The organism is Aliiroseovarius marinus, from assembly GCF_004360145.1.
Taxonomy (GTDB): Bacteria; Pseudomonadota; Alphaproteobacteria; order Rhodobacterales; family Rhodobacteraceae; genus Aliiroseovarius; species Aliiroseovarius marinus.
Genome location: NZ_ML178713.1, coordinates 95,846 through 113,413 on the forward strand (window position 1 = coordinate 95,846; position 17,568 = coordinate 113,413).

14 protein-coding genes are annotated in these 17,568 nt (G+C 61.1%); 7 read left to right on the plus strand and 7 right to left on the minus strand.

What is annotated here, in order from left to right:
* Positions 1–79: 79 nt before the first annotated feature.
* The gene (dnaE, locus tag EOL43_RS03885; RefSeq protein ID WP_133485756.1) at positions 80–3,595 is read left to right on the plus strand and encodes a DNA polymerase III subunit alpha; all 3,516 of its coding nucleotides are present in this window, start codon (positions 80–82) and stop codon (positions 3,593–3,595) included.
* Positions 3,596–3,775: 180 nt separating this feature from the next.
* On the opposite strand, the gene EOL43_RS03890 is transcribed toward dnaE, so the two are convergent.
* Positions 3,776–3,985 carry a SlyX family protein gene (locus EOL43_RS03890; protein ID WP_420867495.1) on the minus strand — a complete coding sequence of 70 codons (210 nt, stop codon included), beginning with the start codon at positions 3,983–3,985 and terminating at the stop codon, positions 3,776–3,778.
* 144 nt (positions 3,986–4,129) lie between these two features.
* Here EOL43_RS03890 and hisS point away from each other — a divergent pair, with 144 nt between their 5' ends.
* From hisS to hisG, 3 genes are read left to right on the plus strand one after another with little or no spacing between them, the layout of a single operon-like run.
* A complete protein-coding gene (hisS, locus tag EOL43_RS03895; protein ID WP_133485758.1) occupies positions 4,130–5,620 on the plus strand; it encodes a histidine--tRNA ligase in 1,491 nt (496 codons plus the stop codon).
* Positions 5,610–6,707, plus strand: coding sequence for an ATP phosphoribosyltransferase regulatory subunit (locus EOL43_RS03900; protein ID WP_133485760.1), 1,098 nt, complete (start codon positions 5,610–5,612; stop codon positions 6,705–6,707). Before hisS ends, EOL43_RS03900 begins: the two co-directional genes overlap by 11 nt.
* Positions 6,704–7,402 (plus strand): ATP phosphoribosyltransferase, encoded by a 699-nt coding sequence (hisG, locus tag EOL43_RS03905; RefSeq protein WP_133485762.1) that lies wholly within the window; start codon positions 6,704–6,706, stop codon positions 7,400–7,402. Before EOL43_RS03900 ends, hisG begins: the two co-directional genes overlap by 4 nt.
* Here hisG and EOL43_RS03910 read toward each other — a convergent pair.
* From EOL43_RS03910 to trpS, 3 genes are all read right to left on the minus strand, one after another.
* Positions 7,399–8,052, minus strand: coding sequence for a TIGR02453 family protein (locus EOL43_RS03910; protein ID WP_133485764.1), 654 nt, complete (start codon positions 8,050–8,052; stop codon positions 7,399–7,401). The genes hisG and EOL43_RS03910 overlap by 4 nt on opposite strands.
* Positions 8,049–8,693, minus strand: coding sequence for a CDGSH iron-sulfur domain-containing protein (locus tag EOL43_RS03915; protein ID WP_133485766.1), 645 nt, complete (start codon positions 8,691–8,693; stop codon positions 8,049–8,051). Before EOL43_RS03915 ends, EOL43_RS03910 begins: the two co-directional genes overlap by 4 nt.
* Before the next feature lie 207 nt (positions 8,694–8,900).
* Positions 8,901–9,926: a tryptophan--tRNA ligase gene (gene trpS, locus EOL43_RS03920; protein ID WP_133485768.1), complete on the minus strand. Its 1,026-nt coding sequence runs from the start codon at positions 9,924–9,926 to the stop codon at positions 8,901–8,903.
* Positions 9,927–10,024: 98 nt separating this feature from the next.
* Between trpS and EOL43_RS03925 the strand changes: the two genes are divergently transcribed.
* The gene (locus EOL43_RS03925) at positions 10,025–10,711 is read left to right on the plus strand and encodes a rhomboid family intramembrane serine protease (protein WP_133485769.1); all 687 of its coding nucleotides are present in this window, start codon (positions 10,025–10,027) and stop codon (positions 10,709–10,711) included.
* A 62-nt stretch (positions 10,712–10,773) separates the two neighbouring features.
* Here EOL43_RS03925 and murJ read toward each other — a convergent pair whose 3' ends face one another.
* Genes murJ through EOL43_RS03940 form a run of 3 tightly spaced genes read right to left on the minus strand, consistent with a single transcriptional unit; the run spans position 10,774 to position 16,254 of the window.
* Entirely contained in the window at positions 10,774–12,312 is a 1,539-nt protein-coding gene (murJ, locus tag EOL43_RS03930; protein ID WP_240686452.1) for a murein biosynthesis integral membrane protein MurJ, read from the minus strand.
* Positions 12,312–15,056: a [protein-PII] uridylyltransferase gene (locus tag EOL43_RS03935; RefSeq protein WP_133485773.1), complete on the minus strand. Its 2,745-nt coding sequence runs from the start codon at positions 15,054–15,056 to the stop codon at positions 12,312–12,314. The genes murJ and EOL43_RS03935 overlap by 1 nt, the downstream gene beginning before the upstream one ends.
* Positions 15,057–15,081: 25 nt before the next feature.
* Positions 15,082–16,254 (minus strand): penicillin-binding protein activator, encoded by a 1,173-nt coding sequence (locus tag EOL43_RS03940; protein ID WP_133485775.1) that lies wholly within the window; start codon positions 16,252–16,254, stop codon positions 15,082–15,084.
* Positions 16,255–16,333: 79 nt separating this feature from the next.
* Here EOL43_RS03940 and rsmI point away from each other — a divergent pair, with 79 nt between their 5' ends.
* The gene (gene rsmI, locus EOL43_RS03945; RefSeq protein ID WP_240686453.1) at positions 16,334–17,191 is read left to right on the plus strand and encodes a 16S rRNA (cytidine(1402)-2'-O)-methyltransferase; all 858 of its coding nucleotides are present in this window, start codon (positions 16,334–16,336) and stop codon (positions 17,189–17,191) included.
* Positions 17,188–17,541, plus strand: a complete 354-nt coding sequence (locus tag EOL43_RS03950; RefSeq protein WP_133485779.1) for a YraN family protein — start codon at positions 17,188–17,190, stop codon at positions 17,539–17,541. The genes rsmI and EOL43_RS03950 overlap by 4 nt, the downstream gene beginning before the upstream one ends.
* The last annotated feature ends 27 nt before the right edge of the window (positions 17,542–17,568 follow it).

The window sequence follows — 17,568 nt, forward strand, 5'->3', positions numbered from 1 at the left end:
GTCAAGCCCTGTGGCAATTTCTTGTTGAGGGATGCAGGCCGCCCTTCCGTCTGATCAGGCGCTGGTTTAACCTGCCCGAATGAGCAGCCAACCCCGATTCATTCACCTTCGCACCCACACGCAGTACTCGCTTCTGGAAGGGGCGGTGCCGGTCAAGAAACTGCCCGGTCTGTGTGCGGCCCACGACATGCCCGCCGTCGCCATGACGGATACCAATAACATGTTCGCCGCATTGGAGTTTTCCGTGACGGCTGCGGGTGAGGGCGTGCAGCCCATCATCGGCTGTCAGGTCGATGTTTGCTATGACCCGCCCGCGCCGGGCGAGGCCCCGAAAGCCCCCGCAGCGGTGGTGCTTTTGGCCCAAACGGAAGAGGGATACGAGGGCCTGATGCGCCTGAATACCTGCCTCTATGTGGACAAGCACGGCGCGCTGCCGCAGGTCACGTTGGAGGATCTGGAAGCAAACTCTGAAGGTGTGATTTGCCTGACCGGCGGGGCGGAAGGTCCGGTCGGACAGTTCCTGCAAAACGGTCAGCGCGACAAGGCCGAATCCCTGATGCGCCGCCTGCACAAGACCTATGGCGACCGTCTGTATGTCGAGCTTCAGCGCCATCCCGGTGAGGGCGGTCAGCCAACCGAACCCGAACGTCTGACCGAGCGCGGCTTTGTCGAAATGGCATATGCGATGGGCATTCCGCTGGTCGCAACCAATGACGTCTATTTCCCCGCCCAGAAGCTGTACGAGGCCCATGACGCGCTGATCTGCATCAAGGAAGGCGCCTATGTGGACCAGCAGGACGGCCGTCGCCGTCTGACGCCTCAGCACTATTTCAAATCTCCCGAAGAGATGATCACGCTGTTCGCGGATCTGCCCGAAGCGATCGAGAACACCGTGGAAATCGCCAAGCGCTGCGCCTTCATGGCCTATCGCCGCGATCCAATCCTGCCGAAATTCGCCGATGACGAGGTGGTCGAACTGCGCCGCCAGGCGAATGAAGGCTTGCAGGATCGACTGGCCGTGATCCCCCATGCGGTGTCTGTCGAGGAATACCAAAAACGCCTCGATTTTGAACTCGACATCATCGAAGGCATGGGCTTCCCCGGTTACTTCCTGATCGTTGCGGACTTTATCAAATGGGGCAAGGATCAGGGCATTCCGGTGGGACCGGGCCGTGGCTCGGGTGCGGGCAGTCTGGTGGCCTATGCACTGACCATCACCGACCTTGATCCCCTGCGCTATTCGCTGCTGTTCGAACGCTTCCTGAACCCGGAACGTGTCTCGATGCCGGACTTCGACATCGACTTCTGCATGGACCGTCGCGAGGAAGTCATTCGTTACGTTCAAGAGAAATACGGCCGCGACAAGGTGGGTCAGATCATCACCTTCGGTGCGCTTCTGTCGAAAGCAGCGGTGCGTGATGTGGGACGCGTGTTGCAGATGCCCTATGGGCAGGTGGACCGCCTGTCGAAGATGATCCCGGTCGAAGGCGTGAAACCCGTCTCGATCGAGAAAGCCCTGAAAGACGAGCCCCGCCTGCGGGAAGAGGCCCGCGCGGAAGAGGTCGTCGACCGTCTTCTGAAATACGGACAGCAGATCGAAGGCCTGCTGCGCAACGCCTCGACCCACGCGGCGGGTGTTGTGATTGGAGACCGGCCGCTGGACGCGCTGGTGCCGCTGTATCAGGATCCGCGCTCGGACATGCCTGCGACCCAGTTCAACATGAAATGGGTGGAACAGGCCGGCCTTGTGAAGTTCGACTTTCTGGGCCTGAAAACCCTGACCGTCATTCAAAACGCCGTGGACCTGATCCGGGGGCAGGGGCGTGATCTGCATGTGGGGCCGGGGGGCAATACGCTCTATGATCCGCCCGAAGGCGCGGTGAACGAAATCAACGCTATCCCGTTGGATGACGAACCGACCTACAAGCTCTATGCCGCTGCGAAAACGGTCGCCGTGTTCCAGGTGGAATCGACCGGTATGATGGACGCGCTGCGGCGCATGAAACCCACCTGTATCGAAGACATCGTGGCGCTGGTGGCGCTCTATCGTCCCGGCCCGATGGAGAACATCCCAACCTATTGCGAAGTCAAGAACGGCCAGCGCGAGATCGAGTCCGTTCACCCTCTGATCGACCACATTCTTGAGGAAACTCAAGGGATTATCGTTTATCAGGAACAGGTTATGCAGATCGCGCAGGTCATGGCGGGCTACTCGCTTGGTGGTGCTGACTTGCTGCGCCGCGCGATGGGTAAGAAGATTAAAGAGGCGATGGACGCCGAGCGTCCGAAGTTCGAAAAGGGCGCTGCCGAAAACGGTGTGCCCGCCAAGAAAGCCTCGGAAGTCTTCGACCTTCTGGAGAAGTTCGCCAACTACGGTTTCAACAAATCCCACGCCGCCGCCTATGCGGTGGTCAGCTATCAAACCGCATGGCTGAAAGCGAACCACCCGGTCGAGTTCATGGCCGGCGTGATGAACTGCGATATCCACCTGACCGACAAGCTGTCCGTCTACGCCAACGAAGTGCGGCGCGGCATGGATATCGAAATCGTACCGCCCTGCGTGAACCGCTCGCTAGAAACCTTCAGCGTGAAGGACGGCAAGGTGGTCTACGGGTTGGGCGCGTTGAAAAATGTGGGCATCGAAGCGATGAAATTGGTGGTCGAGGGCCGCAAGGTCGACGGTGTCGACAAGCCCTTCGCGACGCTCTTTGACGTCGCCCGCCGGGTCGATCTGAAACGTGTCGGCAAACGCCCGATGGAGATGCTGGCCCGCGCCGGGGCCTTCGATCAGCTGGACAAAAACCGCCGCCGTATCTTCGACAGCCTCGATGGTCTGGTCAGCTACTCGGCCGCGATCCACGAACAACGCGCGTCCAATCAGGTGTCTCTGTTTGGCGAGGCGGGCGATGACCTGCCCGAACCGCGCTTGTCCCCCGTGGGTGACTGGCTGCCCAGCGAACGGCTGGCGGAAGAGCAGAAAGCGATTGGCTTCTACCTGTCCGGCCACCCGCTGGATGACTACATGGCCGCGCTGAAGCGCAAGCAGGTTCTGTCCTTGCAAGAGCTTGAAAAGAAAGCGGAACGTGGCGCGATGGTGGCAAAGCTGGCCGGCACCGTGGCCGGCCGTCAGGAGCGCAAATCCGCGCGCGGTAACCGTTTTGCCTTCGCCCAGTTGACCGACCCGACCGGCCAGTACGAGGTCACGATCTTCTCGGACGTCTTAGAGAAATGCCGCGACTATCTGGAAACCGGGGCGAACGTGGTTGTCACGGTCGAGGCGACGATGGAGGCCGACCAGCTGAAACTTCTGGCCCGTTCAATCTCGCCCATCGACAATGTGGTGTCGGATGTGGGGGGCATGGCGCTGAAGCTCTACCTCGAAAACGCCGCGGCGCTGGCACAGGTGGCGTCAGTCTTGCAGGATGCGGCGGCCAAGGCGCGCAATGCCCGCCCCGGAGAAGTGTCCGTTTGCCTGATGGATCCCAGCCTGCCCGGCGAGGTCGAGATGACCTTGGGCCAGTCTTTCCCGCTGAATCCACAGGTCAAAGGCGCGCTAAAATCGCTGAACGATGTGATTGATGTCGAAGAAGTCTAGGGGCTTTGCCCCTCGCGCCTTCGGCGCTCACCCCAGGATATCTATGGCAAGAAAATAGGAGATCTGGTTCTCTATTTTCTTGCCATAAATATCCCCGCCGGAGGCCTCATATCTGCCGCGCGTCAGCGCGGCCACCCCCAATCCGGTGCGCCCCGCCAGGGGCAATCCGGGGCGGGAGCCCTAGTAATGCGGCGGGCGTTCATCCCCAAGGATCACCCCGCCCGTGCCCGCGCTTTCGCGCTGGGCCTCGCGCTCCATCAGCATCTTCACGCGATGGGTCATTTTCGACAGGTCCGTATCCTGCCGCGCGACGACCTCGTTCAGCTCTTCGAGCTGACGGGTCAGGTGGGCGATGGTTTCTTCCAATTGGGTGATGCGATCTTGGGTCATGGCTGCGTGATAGCCTGCCCGGTCGTGCGCGCCCAGCGAAATCCACAGATCTGCGGTAAATTGTGAAGAAACACAGGCTTTCCTTGCCCCCACCGCCCCCATCCGCTAGACCGCCCGCGACACCAATGTGAACCGGGACCAGACATGGCCAAGCAGAAAAAACAGCCCCGCCCCAAGGCAATCACGCCCAAGGGATTTCGCGACTATTTCGGAGCGGAAGTGGACGAGCGTAAACATATGCTCGACCAGATTGCGGCGGTGTATCATCGCTATGGCTTTGACGCGCTGGAAAGCTCGGCTGTGGAAACGGTCGAGGCGCTGGGCAAGTTCCTGCCCGACGTGGATCGCCCGAACGAAGGCGTCTTCGCGTGGCAAGAGTTTGACGAGAAGGACAATGGCGACTGGATGGCCCTGCGCTATGACCTGACCGCGCCATTGGCCCGCGTCTATGCACAGCACCGCAACGACCTGCCGACGCCCTATCGTCGCTATGCGATGGGCCCTGTCTGGCGCAACGAAAAGCCCGGTCCGGGGCGTTTCCGCCAGTTTTATCAATGTGATGCGGATACCGTGGGCACAGCCTCGATGGCCGCGGATGCGGAAATCTGCGCCATGCTGGCCGACACGCTGGAAACCGTCGGCATTCCGCGCGGCGACTATCTGGTGCGGGTGAACAACCGCAAGGTTATGAATGGCGTGCTTGAGGTTATGGGCGTGGGCGAAGGCCCCGAACGTGACGCGGTTCTGCGCACCATCGATAAGTTCGACAAGGTCGGAGAGGCCGGTGTGCGCGAGCTGTTGGGCAAGGGGCGTTTGGATGCTTCGGGTGCCTATATCGACGGGGTTGGTCTATCGGATGAACAGGCCGAGCCGGTGCTGGCCTTCCTGACCTCGAAGGGTGCCACCGCCGAGGAAACGCTCACGAACCTGCGCGCCGCCGTGGGCGAAAGCGCTATTGGTGCGGAAGGCATTGCCGAGCTGGAACAGATCGCCGATCTTCTGGCCGCACAGGGATATGGCCCCGACCGGATCGAGATCGACCCCTCCGTCGTGCGCGGTCTGGGTTATTATACCGGCCCCGTGTTCGAGGCCGAGCTGACCTTCGAAATCCAAGACGAAAAAGGCCGTCCGCGTCAGTTCGGGTCCGTTGCTGGGGGCGGGCGTTATGACGATCTGGTCAAGCGCTTCACCGGACAGGCCGTTCCGGCCACCGGCGTCTCGATTGGCGTCGACCGCCTTTTGGCTGCACTCCGCGCCAAGGGCCGGATGGGCGGCAAGGCTGTTGGCCCTGTCGTCGTCACCGTCATGGATAAGTCGCGACTGGCGGATTATCAGGCGATGGTGTCCGACCTGCGCAACGCGGGCATCCGGGCCGAGGTCTATCTGGGCAACCCCAAGAACTTCGGCAACCAGTTGAAATATGCCGACAAGCGCAACTCGCCTGTGGCTGTCATTGCGGGCTCGGACGAGTTCGACGCGGGTAAGGTGCAGATCAAGGATCTGGTGCTGGGCGCCAAGATCGCCGAAAGCGCCACGCTTGAGGAATGGAAAGAACGCCCCAGCCAGTTCGAATGCGACCGCGCCGACATGGTCGCCCGCGTGCGTGACATCATCGAGGGTTCCGATGACGGATAAGGCACAGATCCGGGCCGAAGCCGCCCGCTTGATGGGGGTCTTTGAAGCCAAAGGCGCAACCGCAGTCGAGGCCGACATCCTGCAACCGGCAGGCACGCTTCTGGACCTCTATGGCGAAGATATCCGGGGCCGCGCCTTCGTGACCCATGACCCGATCCGGGGCGAGGCAATGCTGCGCCCTGACTTCACCGTGCCGGTCGTGCAGATGCACATGGCCGACGGCGCTGAACCCGCTCGCTATACCTATATGGGCGAGGTGTTCCGTGCGCAGGAAGAATCCACCCATCGCGCCTCGGAATACTTCCAGGTGGGATACGAGGTCTTTGACCGCGACGCCCCCATCGAAGCGGATGCCGAGGTCTTTGCCTTTATCCAAGACGCGCTCTCGCCTTTGTCGCTGCGGGCTGCCACCGGCGATATGGGGCTGCTTTTGGCCGCTGTGCGCGGGTTGAAAACCACGGATCGCCGCAAGGCCGCCCTGCTGCGCCATATCTGGCGTCCCCGCCGTTTCCGTGCGCTGCTGGACCGGTTCGCCGGACGCGCGCCGCTGCCGGAAGGTCGTGCGGCGATGCTTGCCAAGGATGATCCGATGCAGGATGCAGGCCCCCAGATCGGCCTGCGCTCGGCGGCCGAGATCGCTGACCGCATCGAGGCCCTGCGTGAAGACGCCGCCGCCGCGCCGATCTCGGTCCAAGAGGTCGAGCTGCTGGATGACCTTCTGGGGTTGCGCGAAACCACGGTGAACGTGCTGTCGCGTCTGCGCGACATCGCGGTCGACATGCCCGCCATCGCGGATGCCGTCGACCGGTTGGAAGCCCGGGCCGAGGCGCTCTATCAGCGCGGCGTGGACGTGGATAATCTGGATTTCGAAGGCAGCTATGGCCGCACCTCGATGGAATATTATGACGGGTTCGTCTTTGGCTTTTACGCTGAAACCCGCCCCGATCTGCCCCCGGTGGCCACAGGCGGGCGCTATGATGCGCTGACCCGCGTGCTGGGCCGCGCCAAAGGGCATGAAATCCCCGCCGTCGGCGGCGTCATCCGCCCTGAAATCGTGTTGGAACTGACCGCTGGGGGTGCAAAATGACCCTGAAGATTGGTGTGCCCTCGAAGGGCCGTCTGATGGAGAAGACCTTTGACTGGTTCGGCGCGCGTGGCGTGGAGCTGGCCCGCACCGGGTCGGATCGTGAATATGCAGCTGCAGTCAACGGAATCGATGGGATCGAGCTGGTCTTGCTGTCGGCAGGGGAAATTCCGCGCGAGCTTGCCGCTGGCCGCATCCATCTGGGTGTGACCGGATCGGACCTTGTGCGTGAAAAGCTGGGCAGCTGGCAGGACAAAGTGTCAGAACTGGCCCTGATGGGCTTTGGCCATGCAGACCTGATCATCGCCGTGCCGAAATGCTGGGTCGATGTGAACACGCTGGACGATCTGGATGCCGCTGCCGCAGCCTTCCGCGCCCAGCACGGGTTCCGCCTGCGCATCGCCACCAAGTTCCACCGCTTGATCCGCGATCACCTGCGCGACCACGGCGTGGCGGATTATCAGTTGGTGGACAGCCAGGGCGCGACCGAGGGTACCGTCAAGAACGAAACCGCCGAGGCCGTGGCCGACATTACCTCGACCGGCGAGACCTTGCGCGCGAACCACCTGAAGATTCTGGCGGGCAAACCCGTCCACAAATCGCAAGCCACCCTGTTCAAGTCGCGCAATGCGGATTGGAACGAGGCAACCCGAGCCACCTTGAAAACGCTGACGGGAAAGCTGGGCCTGCAGTCCTAAACCTGCGGATCGAGCGCAAGCTGCATCCAGTTGCGCAAAGGCTCCATTGCACGCAGTTCGATTGCGATCATGGCCGGTCCGTCCGGCCCCATGATCTCGGCCTGCGGGACGTGGTCGTTCCACCAGACGATCCCCTTGCGCCGAAGCAGGTCGCCATGCGGATGATCTGCCTCCCACGCCATCGGAACACGTTTCAACTCGGGCTCGGAAATCCGCAATCCATCGGATTCCGCTTTAGCATGCAGCACTTGCAGAACTTCCCCCTGCGGCCCGGCAACGATCTCGCGCCAGTGAGCCAACGCATCGCGGTCGAAGGTGAAAACGCCGAAGCCCACCACAAGGTGTTCGGTTTGTAACCCGACCATCCAACTGGCCCCGGTCTGCGCGTCTGCAAAACCGATATGGATATGCGTGTTGTAAGGCGTCTTGTCCTTGGTAAACCGCAGATCGCGATGCATCCGAAAGATCCGCGCGGTCACATCGGTCGCATAGATCGCGGCAAGTTTCTGGGCCAGCGCATCCGCAAACTGCGCAGCGGCCTTTTTGATATGCGCCTCATAACGCGGCTTGTTTTCGGCAAACCAGTCGCGGCTGTTGTTCCCGGACAGGTCGCGAAGAAACGACAGGGTTTCGTCGCTGAACCAGGTCATGACACTGCGTCGGCCGGATCGGTAAAATCGGCGGCTTTGTGGCTGCCATCACAGAACGGCTTGTTCTTCGAATGTCCGCAACGGCACAGAAATGCCTTACCCACGGTACCAATCCGCCGCCCCGTGCCCGAGCATAGCTCAAGGTTCCCATCCACCACCAACGGCCCGTCGGGACGACGCGAGACTTCGGCAGGCCCACCTACGTCGTCACTGGCAGGTGGTGTTTTAGGCGCGGGTTCGCCCGTCGCCTCGAACCCGCCGTCCACATGGCTGTAGTCGCAATAGGGTTTGTTCTTCGACAGCCCACAGCGACAGAGCGCCACGCGGGTTTCGCGATCTCCGCCCTCGACACACACATCGCCCGCCAGCACCAAAGGCCCGTTTTCCAAGACTGCCAGCCGGTTGATCTTCGGCGCGCGCTCTTGGGCGCCACTGTTGCGTCGAAATGCCAAGGCGCCCGAGGGGCAGGTCCGGATCATTGCCGCTACTTCCTCGGCACTTGCATTGTCGGGCTGCACCCAAGGCCGCTTCGACGGGTCAAACACTTCGGGCAGTTGAAGGAAACAGTTGCGCGCGTGAATGCAGCGCTTCAGGTCAAAGGTGACCGTGATCTCGTCGCCCGTATACTCTTTACGTTTCATAGCTGGCTCCCATGCTGACTGAATTCAGCCTAGCCCAGCCCAGAGGATTCACAAAATCACGAAAAAGGCGCCCGCTGTGGGACGCCCTTATTTTCTTGCGGCAAATATCCTGGGGTGAGGCCGCAGGCCGAGGGGCAAAGCCCCTCCTTAGGCTCGCGAAGCGAGCCACCTTATCCCATGCCTCACGAAGTGAGCCACCAAAATCGCTTAGCGCGTGCGCGAGCGCAGGAAGCCTGTGATGTCATAGGCTTGATCCAGAATGGGCTGAGCGATCGCCTCGGCCTTGTCAGCACCTTCGCCCAGAATGCGGTCGATCTCGGCTTTGTCGTTCATCAGGCGCGACATCTCTTCCGAGATCGGCGCCAGCTTTTCAACCGCAAGATCCGCCAGCGCGGGCTTGAACTTGCCCCAGCCAGCGCCTGCGTATTCGGTGATTACCTGTTCATTCGTCAGACCGGACAGACCCGCATAAATGTCGACAAGGTTCTTCGCCTCGGGGCGGTCTTTCAGGCCGTCCAAAGTCTCGGGCAGAGGCTCGGGGTCGGTCTTGGCCTTCTTGAACTTCTTGGCGATCTTGTCGGCGTCATCGGTCATGTTGATGCGTTCCATATCGCTTTCACCCGATTTCGACATCTTCTTGGTGCCGTCACGCAGGTTCATCACGCGGGTGGCCGGACCTTCGATGATCGGCTCGGGCTGCGGGAAGAAACCTTCGGCCTTGAAGTCGTGGTTAAACTTCGCGGCGATGTCGCGCGTCAGTTCAACATGCTGCTTCTGGTCCTCGCCCACGGGGACGTGGGTTGCGTGATACAGCAGGATGTCGGCGGCCATCAGAGATGGGTAGGCATACAGGCCAAGCGAACTTTGCTCGGCGTTCTTACCGGCCTTGTCCTTGAACTGGGTCATGCGGTTCATCCAGCCCACGCGCGCCACGCAGTTGAACAGCCACGCAAGCTCGGCATGGGCCGGAACCTGACTTTGGTTGAACAGGATCGACTGGCTGGGATCGATGCCCGAGGCCAAGAAGCCCGCTGCCACTTCGCGGGTGGCATCCGTCAGCTCTTTCGGGTCTTGCCAGACGGTGATGGCATGCAGGTCGACGACGCAATAAATGGTCTCGAAATCCTGTGCCTGCATGTCCACAAAACGCTTGATGGCGCCAAGGTAGTTGCCCAGCGTCAGCCCGCCCGAGGGTTTGATCCCCGAAAATACGCGCGGCGTGTGATTGGTCATGTGTTTGCTCCGTCTGGAATTCTGTGCCCATGTCGATTACCTAGCTGGGCAGACAGCGTCAAGGAAAGCCCGGATAAACGCGGGCAAAGGAGCAGCCCGTGACCCATCCGCATGATCAAAGCCCCGTCAATCCCCTGCCGCCGGTGGTGATTGCGCTGGCCGTTTTCCTGATCGGGATCGAACTTGTGTTCATTGCGGGGAACTCGGGCCTGGTTGGCGGGCCCGAGGCCGCCGGGTGGCGGATCGCCACGATCGAAAACTGGGGCTTCCGCGAGCCGCTGTTTGCGTGGATGGTGGAAAACGGGCGCTTTCCCCTTAAGGACGTGGCGCGCTTCTTCACTTATCCGTTCCTTCATCTCAGCTTTACCCATCTGCTCTTTGTGCTCGTTTTCCTTTTGGCGTTGGGCAAGATGGTCGGCGAAGTCTTTTCGGCCTTCGCTTTCCTGGTGGTCTTTTTCGGCTCTGCCATTGTGGGGGCGCTGGCCTATTGGCTGGTCTGGGACACGGGCGTGGTGCTGTTCGGCGGCTACCCGGCAGTCTATGGCTTGATCGGAGCCTATACGTTCATCCTCTGGGCCGAATTGGGCGCGACCGGCGGCAATCAGCTGTCCGCCTTCCGCATCATCGCGTTTCTGCTGGGCATTCAACTGATCTTTAGCCTGCTGTTCGGAGCTGGTCTGAACTGGGTCAGCGAAGTGTCCGGTTTTGTCGCGGGATTTGGCCTGAGTTTTTTGGTCAGCCCCGGAGGCTGGTCGCGTGTGGTGAAGCGGTTGCGTCAGCGGTGAGGTCGGACCGGGGCCAGCCCCGGACCCCGGGATATTTATGGCAAGAAAATGCGATAAGCGGGTTAGCCCCGACGGAAAGCGGATTTGATTTCGGCCATGTGGAACGCGCCGAGCATGTGTCCTGCGAGTCCGTAGATTGCGATCCCGCCGAGAACGAGCACCGCGAGGGCTGCGATCTTTAGGCCCGCGATGGCGAAGAGCGGGGCCATGACGAATGTCGCCGCGACAAGGGCCGCGCCCATGATGGCGCTGGCCGCAACAATGCGCCAGAGGCGGGACCAGAAGCGCGCGTCAAAGCGGGTTTCTTCGCCCATACGGGCGGCGCCGATCCATGTCAGGCTGGTGATGGCCCAGCCCGCCAGCGTCGTGCCGATGGCGGCTGCGATGAAGCCAAGGTGATAGCTAAGCCCGATGGCGACGCCTGCATTCACCACCATGCCCACAAGGGCGAAGTGGAAGGGCGCGCGGGTGTTTTCGCGGGCGAAATACACCGAGGACAGCACTTTTTGCAGCACGAAGGCGGGAAGGCCTGCGCCGTAGATCGCCGTGGCCAGTGCAGTCCATTTGGTATCGTCCAGCGTGAAGGCGCCGCGTTGGAAAAGCACCTCGATCAACGGGATCGGGATCACCATCAGGGCGACGGCGGCAGGGATCGTCAGGGCCAGCGACATCTCGCCCGCGCGGCTAAGGGCGTCTCGGCTGGCGACCGTGTCGCCTGCGCGCAGGTTGCGTGACAGTTCCGGTAGCAGCACGATGCCGATGGCGATGCCGACCACGCCCAAGGGGAGCTGGTAGAGGCGGTCGGCATAATAGAGCCACGCCACCGCGCCTTCGAAGAAGCTTGCGACCTGGCGGCCCACCAGAAGGTTGATCTGGGTGACACCTCCGGCTAGCGCGGCCGGGGCGGCGATGATGGCGAGCCGTTTCAGCTCGGGTGTCATGCGGGGGATGCGCGGGATCAGGCGGTATCCGGCGCGGCTGGCGGCGATCCAGACCAGCACAACTTGGGCAATCCCGGCGATGGGCACGGTCCATGTCATCGCGAGGCCGATGTCGCCGCCCATCAAGTCCGCGATCAGCATGGCCGCGATGAAGATCACGTTGAGCAGCACCGGGGCGGCGGCAGCGGCCATGAAGCGGCTAGTGGCGTTCAGGACGCCGGACAGAAGGGCGGCCAGCGAGATGAACAGAATGTATGGGAAAGCGATCCGGCCATAGGTGACGGCGAGGTCGAAGCGGTTATCCTCGGTAAAGCCGGATGCCATGGCATAGACCAGGGCGGGCATGAAGATTTGCGCGATGATCGAGAAGATCACCAAGATGAAGGCAAGCCCGGCAAAAGCATCGCGGGCAAACTCCAGCGCGCCTTCTCCGCCTTCGTGTTTCTTGGCAAACATCGGCACGAAGGCGACGTTCAGTGTGCCTTCTGCAAAGAAACGGCGGAACATGTTGGGCAGGGAAAAGGCGATCAGGAAGGCCTCGGCCACCGCTGAAGACCCCAGAAATGCGCCGATCATGATGTCGCGCACGAAGCCAAGGATGCGGCTGGCCATGGTCCAGCCCCCAACGGTAATGAAACCTCTGGCCAGTCGCGATGCCATTATGCTGTCGCCCTTTCCACACCCTTCTCGATTGCCGTACGCAGCTTTCCTGCCAGCAGATCCTGCTTGTGTTCGGCATAGAATTTCAGGCCGAACATGTCTTTGACATAGAAGCTGTCGACCACCTGTTCGCCATAGGTCGCGATCACCGCCGAGGCGATATAGACATTCGCATCGGCCAGCGTGCGCGTGAGGTCATACAGCAGACCGGGGCGGTCGCGGGTGTCGACTTCGATAATCGTGTAGATTTCCGACCCTTCATTGTCGAAGGTGATCGTTGTGGGCACCTTGAAGGCGCGTTCGCGTTTCTTGATCTTGTCGCGGCCTGCAATGGCGTCACGCGCGACGACCTCGCCCTTCAGGATCTTGTGGGTCATCTGGGTCAGGCGTTTCTGCTTACCCACGTCGAAGGGGCTGCCATCGGCGTCCTGCACCCAGAAACACGCCGTCGCATAGCCGTCTTTCGAGGTATAGGTGCGCGCGTCCACGATGTTGGCCCCGACCGAAGTCAGCGCGCCTGCAAGACGCGAGAAGATACCGGGGTGGTCGGCCAGCACAAAATAGACACGGGTGACATCGCGGTCCAGATCGGGTTCCAGCTCGATCCGCACCTCGTTGTCCTGAATATCGCGCAGAAGCCGGGCAAAGACCGCGTGGGCCGAGACATGCAGACCCTGCCAATAGGCATCATAATGTCGCGCGGTCTCGGTCTTCAGCTCCTTCGGCTTCCAGTCGGACAGAACCTTGCGCAAGGCGCGCTTGCTTTCGTCCCCGCGGCTTTCGCGGTTCAACGCTTCGGTCCCGTCTTCCAAGACCCGGCGCGTCTGGTTGTAGAGCGTGCGGATCAGCGTGGCTTTCCAGTTGTTCCACGTGTCCGGCCCGACGCCGCGAATGTCGCAGACGGTTAGAACCGTCAGCAGGTCCAGCCGCCGGACGGACCGCACCGCCTTGGCGAAATCCTGCACGGTGCGCGGGTCGGCGATATCGCGTTTCTGCGCCATATCGGACATCAAAAGGTGATAACGCACCAGCCATTCGACGGTTTCGCATTCCTTCGGCGTCAGCCCCAGACGAGGCGCGACTTTGCGGGCAATCTTGGCTCCCAGAACCGAGTGGTCCTGCGGGCGTCCTTTGCCGATGTCATGCAACAGCAGCGCCACCATCAGGGTCTTGCGATTCACGCCCTTATCGATGATTTCCGAGCTGATCGGCAGCTCGTCTTCCAGCTCGTGCCGTTCAATCTGCGCGAAATTCGAGATCACCTGAATCGTGTGCTCGTCCACCGTGTACGAGTGGTACATGTTGAACTGCATCATCGCCACGATGGGCTCGAATTCAGGGATGAAGGCGGACAAGACGCCCAGTTCGTTCATCCGGCGCAGGGCGCGTTCGGGGTTGCCGTGTTTCAGAAGCAGATCAAGGAAGATGCGAATGGCTTCCTTGTCTTCGCGCACCTCGTCATCGATCAGGTGCAGATTGTGCGAGACCAGACGCATTGCATGCGGGTGGATCAACAAACCTGTGCGCAGGCCTTCCTCGAAGATGCGCAGAAGGTTCAGCTTGTCGGACAGGAACGCGGCCTCGTCCGCCACGTCTAGACGGCCCTGTTGTTCGACGAAACCATGCTTGAGTTTGCGTCGCCGTTTCAAAAGCCGCATCAAGCGTGGGACTTTTTTCAGGTGTTGGGCTTCCAGCGCCGTCAGCACGATCCGGGTCAGGTCGCCCACCTGCGTGGCGTGACGGAAATAGACCTGCATGAAGTGTTCGACCGCGCGACGACCTTCGGTGTCCTTAAACCCAAGCCGGTCCGCGACTTCGACCTGCAGGTCAAAGGTCAACTGGTCTGAGGGGCGTTTGGTCAGCAAGTGCAACTGGCAGCGCACTGCCCACAAGAAGCTTTCCGCGTCACGGAATGTCTCGAACTCCTCTTCGGTGAACACGCCTTTCGACACAAGGTCTGACTGATGCGCCACGCGGTGCTGATACTTGGCCACCCAGAAGAGCGTCTGCAGGTCGCGCAAACCGCCTTTGCCCTCTTTTACGTTTGGTTCAACCACATAGCGTTGGCCTTGCTTCTCATGGCGCGTGTCGCGCTCGGCCAGTTTGGCCTCGATGAACTCGGCCAGTGTGCCGTTGAACAGATCCTTCCACAGACGATCATCTAGATCTTGGGCCAGTTCGGCGTCACCACAGACGGGGCGTTGTTCCAAAAGCGCGGTGCGGATCGTGTAATCCTCGCGACCCAGTCGCACGCAATCATCAATCGTGCGCGAGGCATGGCCCACTTTCAGGCGCAGATCCCACAGCATGTAGAGCATGCTTTCGATGACACTCTCGGCCCACGGCGAGATCTTATAGGGTGTCAGGAACAGCAGATCCACATCCGATTGCGGGGCCATTTCGCCGCGCCCATAGCCGCCCACGGCGATGACGGCGATCCGCTCGGCGGTGGTGGGAAGGGGCAGGGGGTGCAGGCGTTCGGTCGCCACGCGATGCACGCAGCACACGACGCAATCGGTCAAGTGGCTATAAGCGGCGGTGGCGGCATGCGCATTCAGCGGGGCCTTGGACAGAGCCTCGGCGATTTTGGCGCGGCCCGACTTGATGGCCTCTCGCAGCTCGTCGACCGTCAGCTTGCGGATGGCCGAGGCGTTCTTGGCGTCCTCAAACGCCATTTCAAGCCGCTGCCACAGCGCCTTTTCATCAAGGATGTCTTCGGCGGGGCAAATGAGGCGCCCCGCCATTTGTTCCGGCTCGGGCCGGTCGCGCTTAGAATCCGGCACCGGCGAAGCTTCTGGGTGCGGGGTCGATAATGACCACTGATCCGTTCTGGATCTGAGCAATCGCCAGACCGCGTTCGTTCGTACCATCGCCGCGCAGGCGGAAGATGCCGTTGACGCCTACGAAGCCCTGCGGCTGGGTCAGAGCGGTGGTGGTCAACGCGTTCGCCTTGCCTGCCTTGACCAGTGCGCCGATGGCCGCAACGCCATCATAGGCCAGCCCGGCAATCGGATGCGGCGTGGCGCCATATTTTGCCTGATAACGGCCCGAGAAGCGGCTGCTCAGCGCCGGGTCCGGAATGGCGAACCAGCCGCCTTGCAGACCGGGCAGGGACATGGCGTTCGCTGGAATATCCCAGCGTTGCAGGCCCATATATTGAATGGTTGCAGGATCCACGCCGTTTTCGGGCAGCAGCCCGGCCAGGAACGGTAGCGCCCCCGAGGTGCCCGAGGTCAGGAAGATCGACTGCGCGCCCGAGCTGCGCACCTTGGCGCTGATATCGGGCAGAGCGTTCACAATGCCGTTCTGCGACAGCTCGAACGAGGCCGTGCCCGCCAGTGTCGCCCCCGAGTTCAAAATGGCGGTTTGAATAGCCGCGCTGCCCTGGCTTTCGGCCTGATCTTGACCGTTCACGACCAAGATGTTGCCTTTCCCTTGACGTGCGGCATAGCGCGTCAGGCGGTTGGCTGTGTTTTGGAAGGTGTTGCCCAGAATGAAGACGTTGCCACCAGCGATGTTGGGATTGTTGGAAAAGCTCAGCACGTTCACATTGCGACGGGCGACAGCAACCCCTGCCGCATTGGCGCTTTGGGCGAAGACCGGGCCAAGGATAACCTTTGCGCCGTCATTCACTGCCTTGGTCGCCATGGCAGCGGCCTGATTCGCGTTGCCGGCAGTGCTATAAACCCGTAGATCGATCGTGACGCCCGACAGCTCGGACATGGCCAGACGTGCCGCGTTTTCCAGCGATTGCGCAAGGCTCGCGTCATTGGCCGAACCCGATCCCGACGGCACCAGAAGGGCAACAGGTACGGGCTTCGAGGTGTTGATGTTCTGCCCAATCTGCGTCCCGGTTGGGGTGCAGGCAACGAGGGCGGAAAGCGAGGCAACAACGGTAAGAGCACCCAGCGCCTTGCGGGTACGTGCGAAAACGGCAAACATACAATATCCTTTCCCGGGCGAGGCAGATCGCACCCCGACAGACGGCTACATAATAACTCTCAGAACAGACAGGTCCAGTGTGAAACCCCTGATTACTCCCCTTGATCCCGGACTTTATCTGGTGGCGACACCGATCGGAAATGCACGTGATATTACGCTGCGCGCGCTAGATGTGTTGGCCTCGGCCGATGTGATTGCGGCTGAAGATACGCGAACTACGCGTAAGCTGTTGGAAATTCACGGAATTGCGCTGGGAGACCGCAAGGTGATTGCCTATCACGACCACTCGGGACAGGCCGGGCGCGATGGCATCATGAAGCTGATTGGGCAGGGCAAATCGGTGGCCTATGCCAGCGAAGCGGGCAGCCCTCTGGTGGCGGATCCCGGCTTTGCCCTTGCGCGGGATGTCGCGCAAGGCGGCGGCTTTGTGACGGCGCTTCCGGGGGCGACTGCGGCCATCACCGCGCTCAGCTTGTCAGGCCTGCCCTCGGACCGGTTTTGCTTTGTGGGATTTGCCCCCTCGGCCAAAGGTGCGCGTCAGAAATGGCTGGCCGAGTTGCTGTCTATTCCTGCCACGTTGATCATCTACGAAAGCCCGAAACGCATTAACCGGCTGTTAGAGGATCTGTGCTCCACTGAGGCGAAATCCCGCCACGCCGCCATTTGTCGCGAGCTGACCAAGAAATTCGAAGAGATCAGGCGCGGAACGGTGCAAGAGCTGTGCGATCAACTGTCGGATATGACCTTGAAGGGCGAAATTGCGCTTGTTTTGGGGCCGGCGGAAGCAGGTAAGGAAGAGGTGGATCTTGACCAGATGCTGAGTACGGCCTTGAAGGATATGAGCATGAAAGATGCAGTTGCGATGGTGACGCAAGCCACTGGCCTGCCGCGACGCAGGGTCTATCAAGCTGCCCTGGCCATGGGGCGCGGCGGGTGAGCGGGAAGGTATCCTATATATCTGGGTTGGCGGCAGAGGACTCGGTTGCGCGGGTCTATCAGGAGAATGGACGGCAGGTCGCATTTCGCCGTTGGCGCGGCAAACGGGGCGAGATCGACCTGATTGTGCGTGACCGTGACGAGGTGATTTTTGTCGAAGTCAAGAAATCCAGCGATTTCATGCGTGCTGCCGAAGCGCTGTCGAAGGCCCAGATCAAACGGCTTTATCTGACGGCAGCTGAGTTTCTGTGTGGTGAGCCCAAGGGCGACCTGACCCCCAGCCGTTTCGACGTGGCTTTGGTGAACGCGGCGGGTGAGGTCCAGATCCTTGAAAATGCGCTGGGTTACTGAATTGGGGTAATGACCCCATTGCGCCAC

Coding starts and splice junctions, on each gene's coding strand:
- dnaE (WP_133485756.1), top strand. CDS start 80: ATGAGCAGCCAACCCCGATTCATTCACCTTCGCACCCACACGCAGTAC.
- EOL43_RS03890 (WP_420867495.1), bottom strand. CDS start 3,985: ATGACCCAAGATCGCATCACCCAATTGGAAGAAACCATCGCCCACCTG.
- hisS (WP_133485758.1), top strand. CDS start 4,130: ATGGCCAAGCAGAAAAAACAGCCCCGCCCCAAGGCAATCACGCCCAAG.
- EOL43_RS03900 (WP_133485760.1), top strand. CDS start 5,610: ATGACGGATAAGGCACAGATCCGGGCCGAAGCCGCCCGCTTGATGGGG.
- hisG (WP_133485762.1), top strand. CDS start 6,704: ATGACCCTGAAGATTGGTGTGCCCTCGAAGGGCCGTCTGATGGAGAAG.
- EOL43_RS03910 (WP_133485764.1), bottom strand. CDS start 8,052: ATGACCTGGTTCAGCGACGAAACCCTGTCGTTTCTTCGCGACCTGTCC.
- EOL43_RS03915 (WP_133485766.1), bottom strand. CDS start 8,693: ATGAAACGTAAAGAGTATACGGGCGACGAGATCACGGTCACCTTTGAC.
- trpS (WP_133485768.1), bottom strand. CDS start 9,926: ATGACCAATCACACGCCGCGCGTATTTTCGGGGATCAAACCCTCGGGC.
- murJ (WP_240686452.1), bottom strand. CDS start 12,312: ATGGCATCGCGACTGGCCAGAGGTTTCATTACCGTTGGGGGCTGGACC.
- EOL43_RS03935 (WP_133485773.1), bottom strand. CDS start 15,056: ATGGCGGGGCGCCTCATTTGCCCCGCCGAAGACATCCTTGATGAAAAG.
- EOL43_RS03940 (WP_133485775.1), bottom strand. CDS start 16,254: ATGTTTGCCGTTTTCGCACGTACCCGCAAGGCGCTGGGTGCTCTTACC.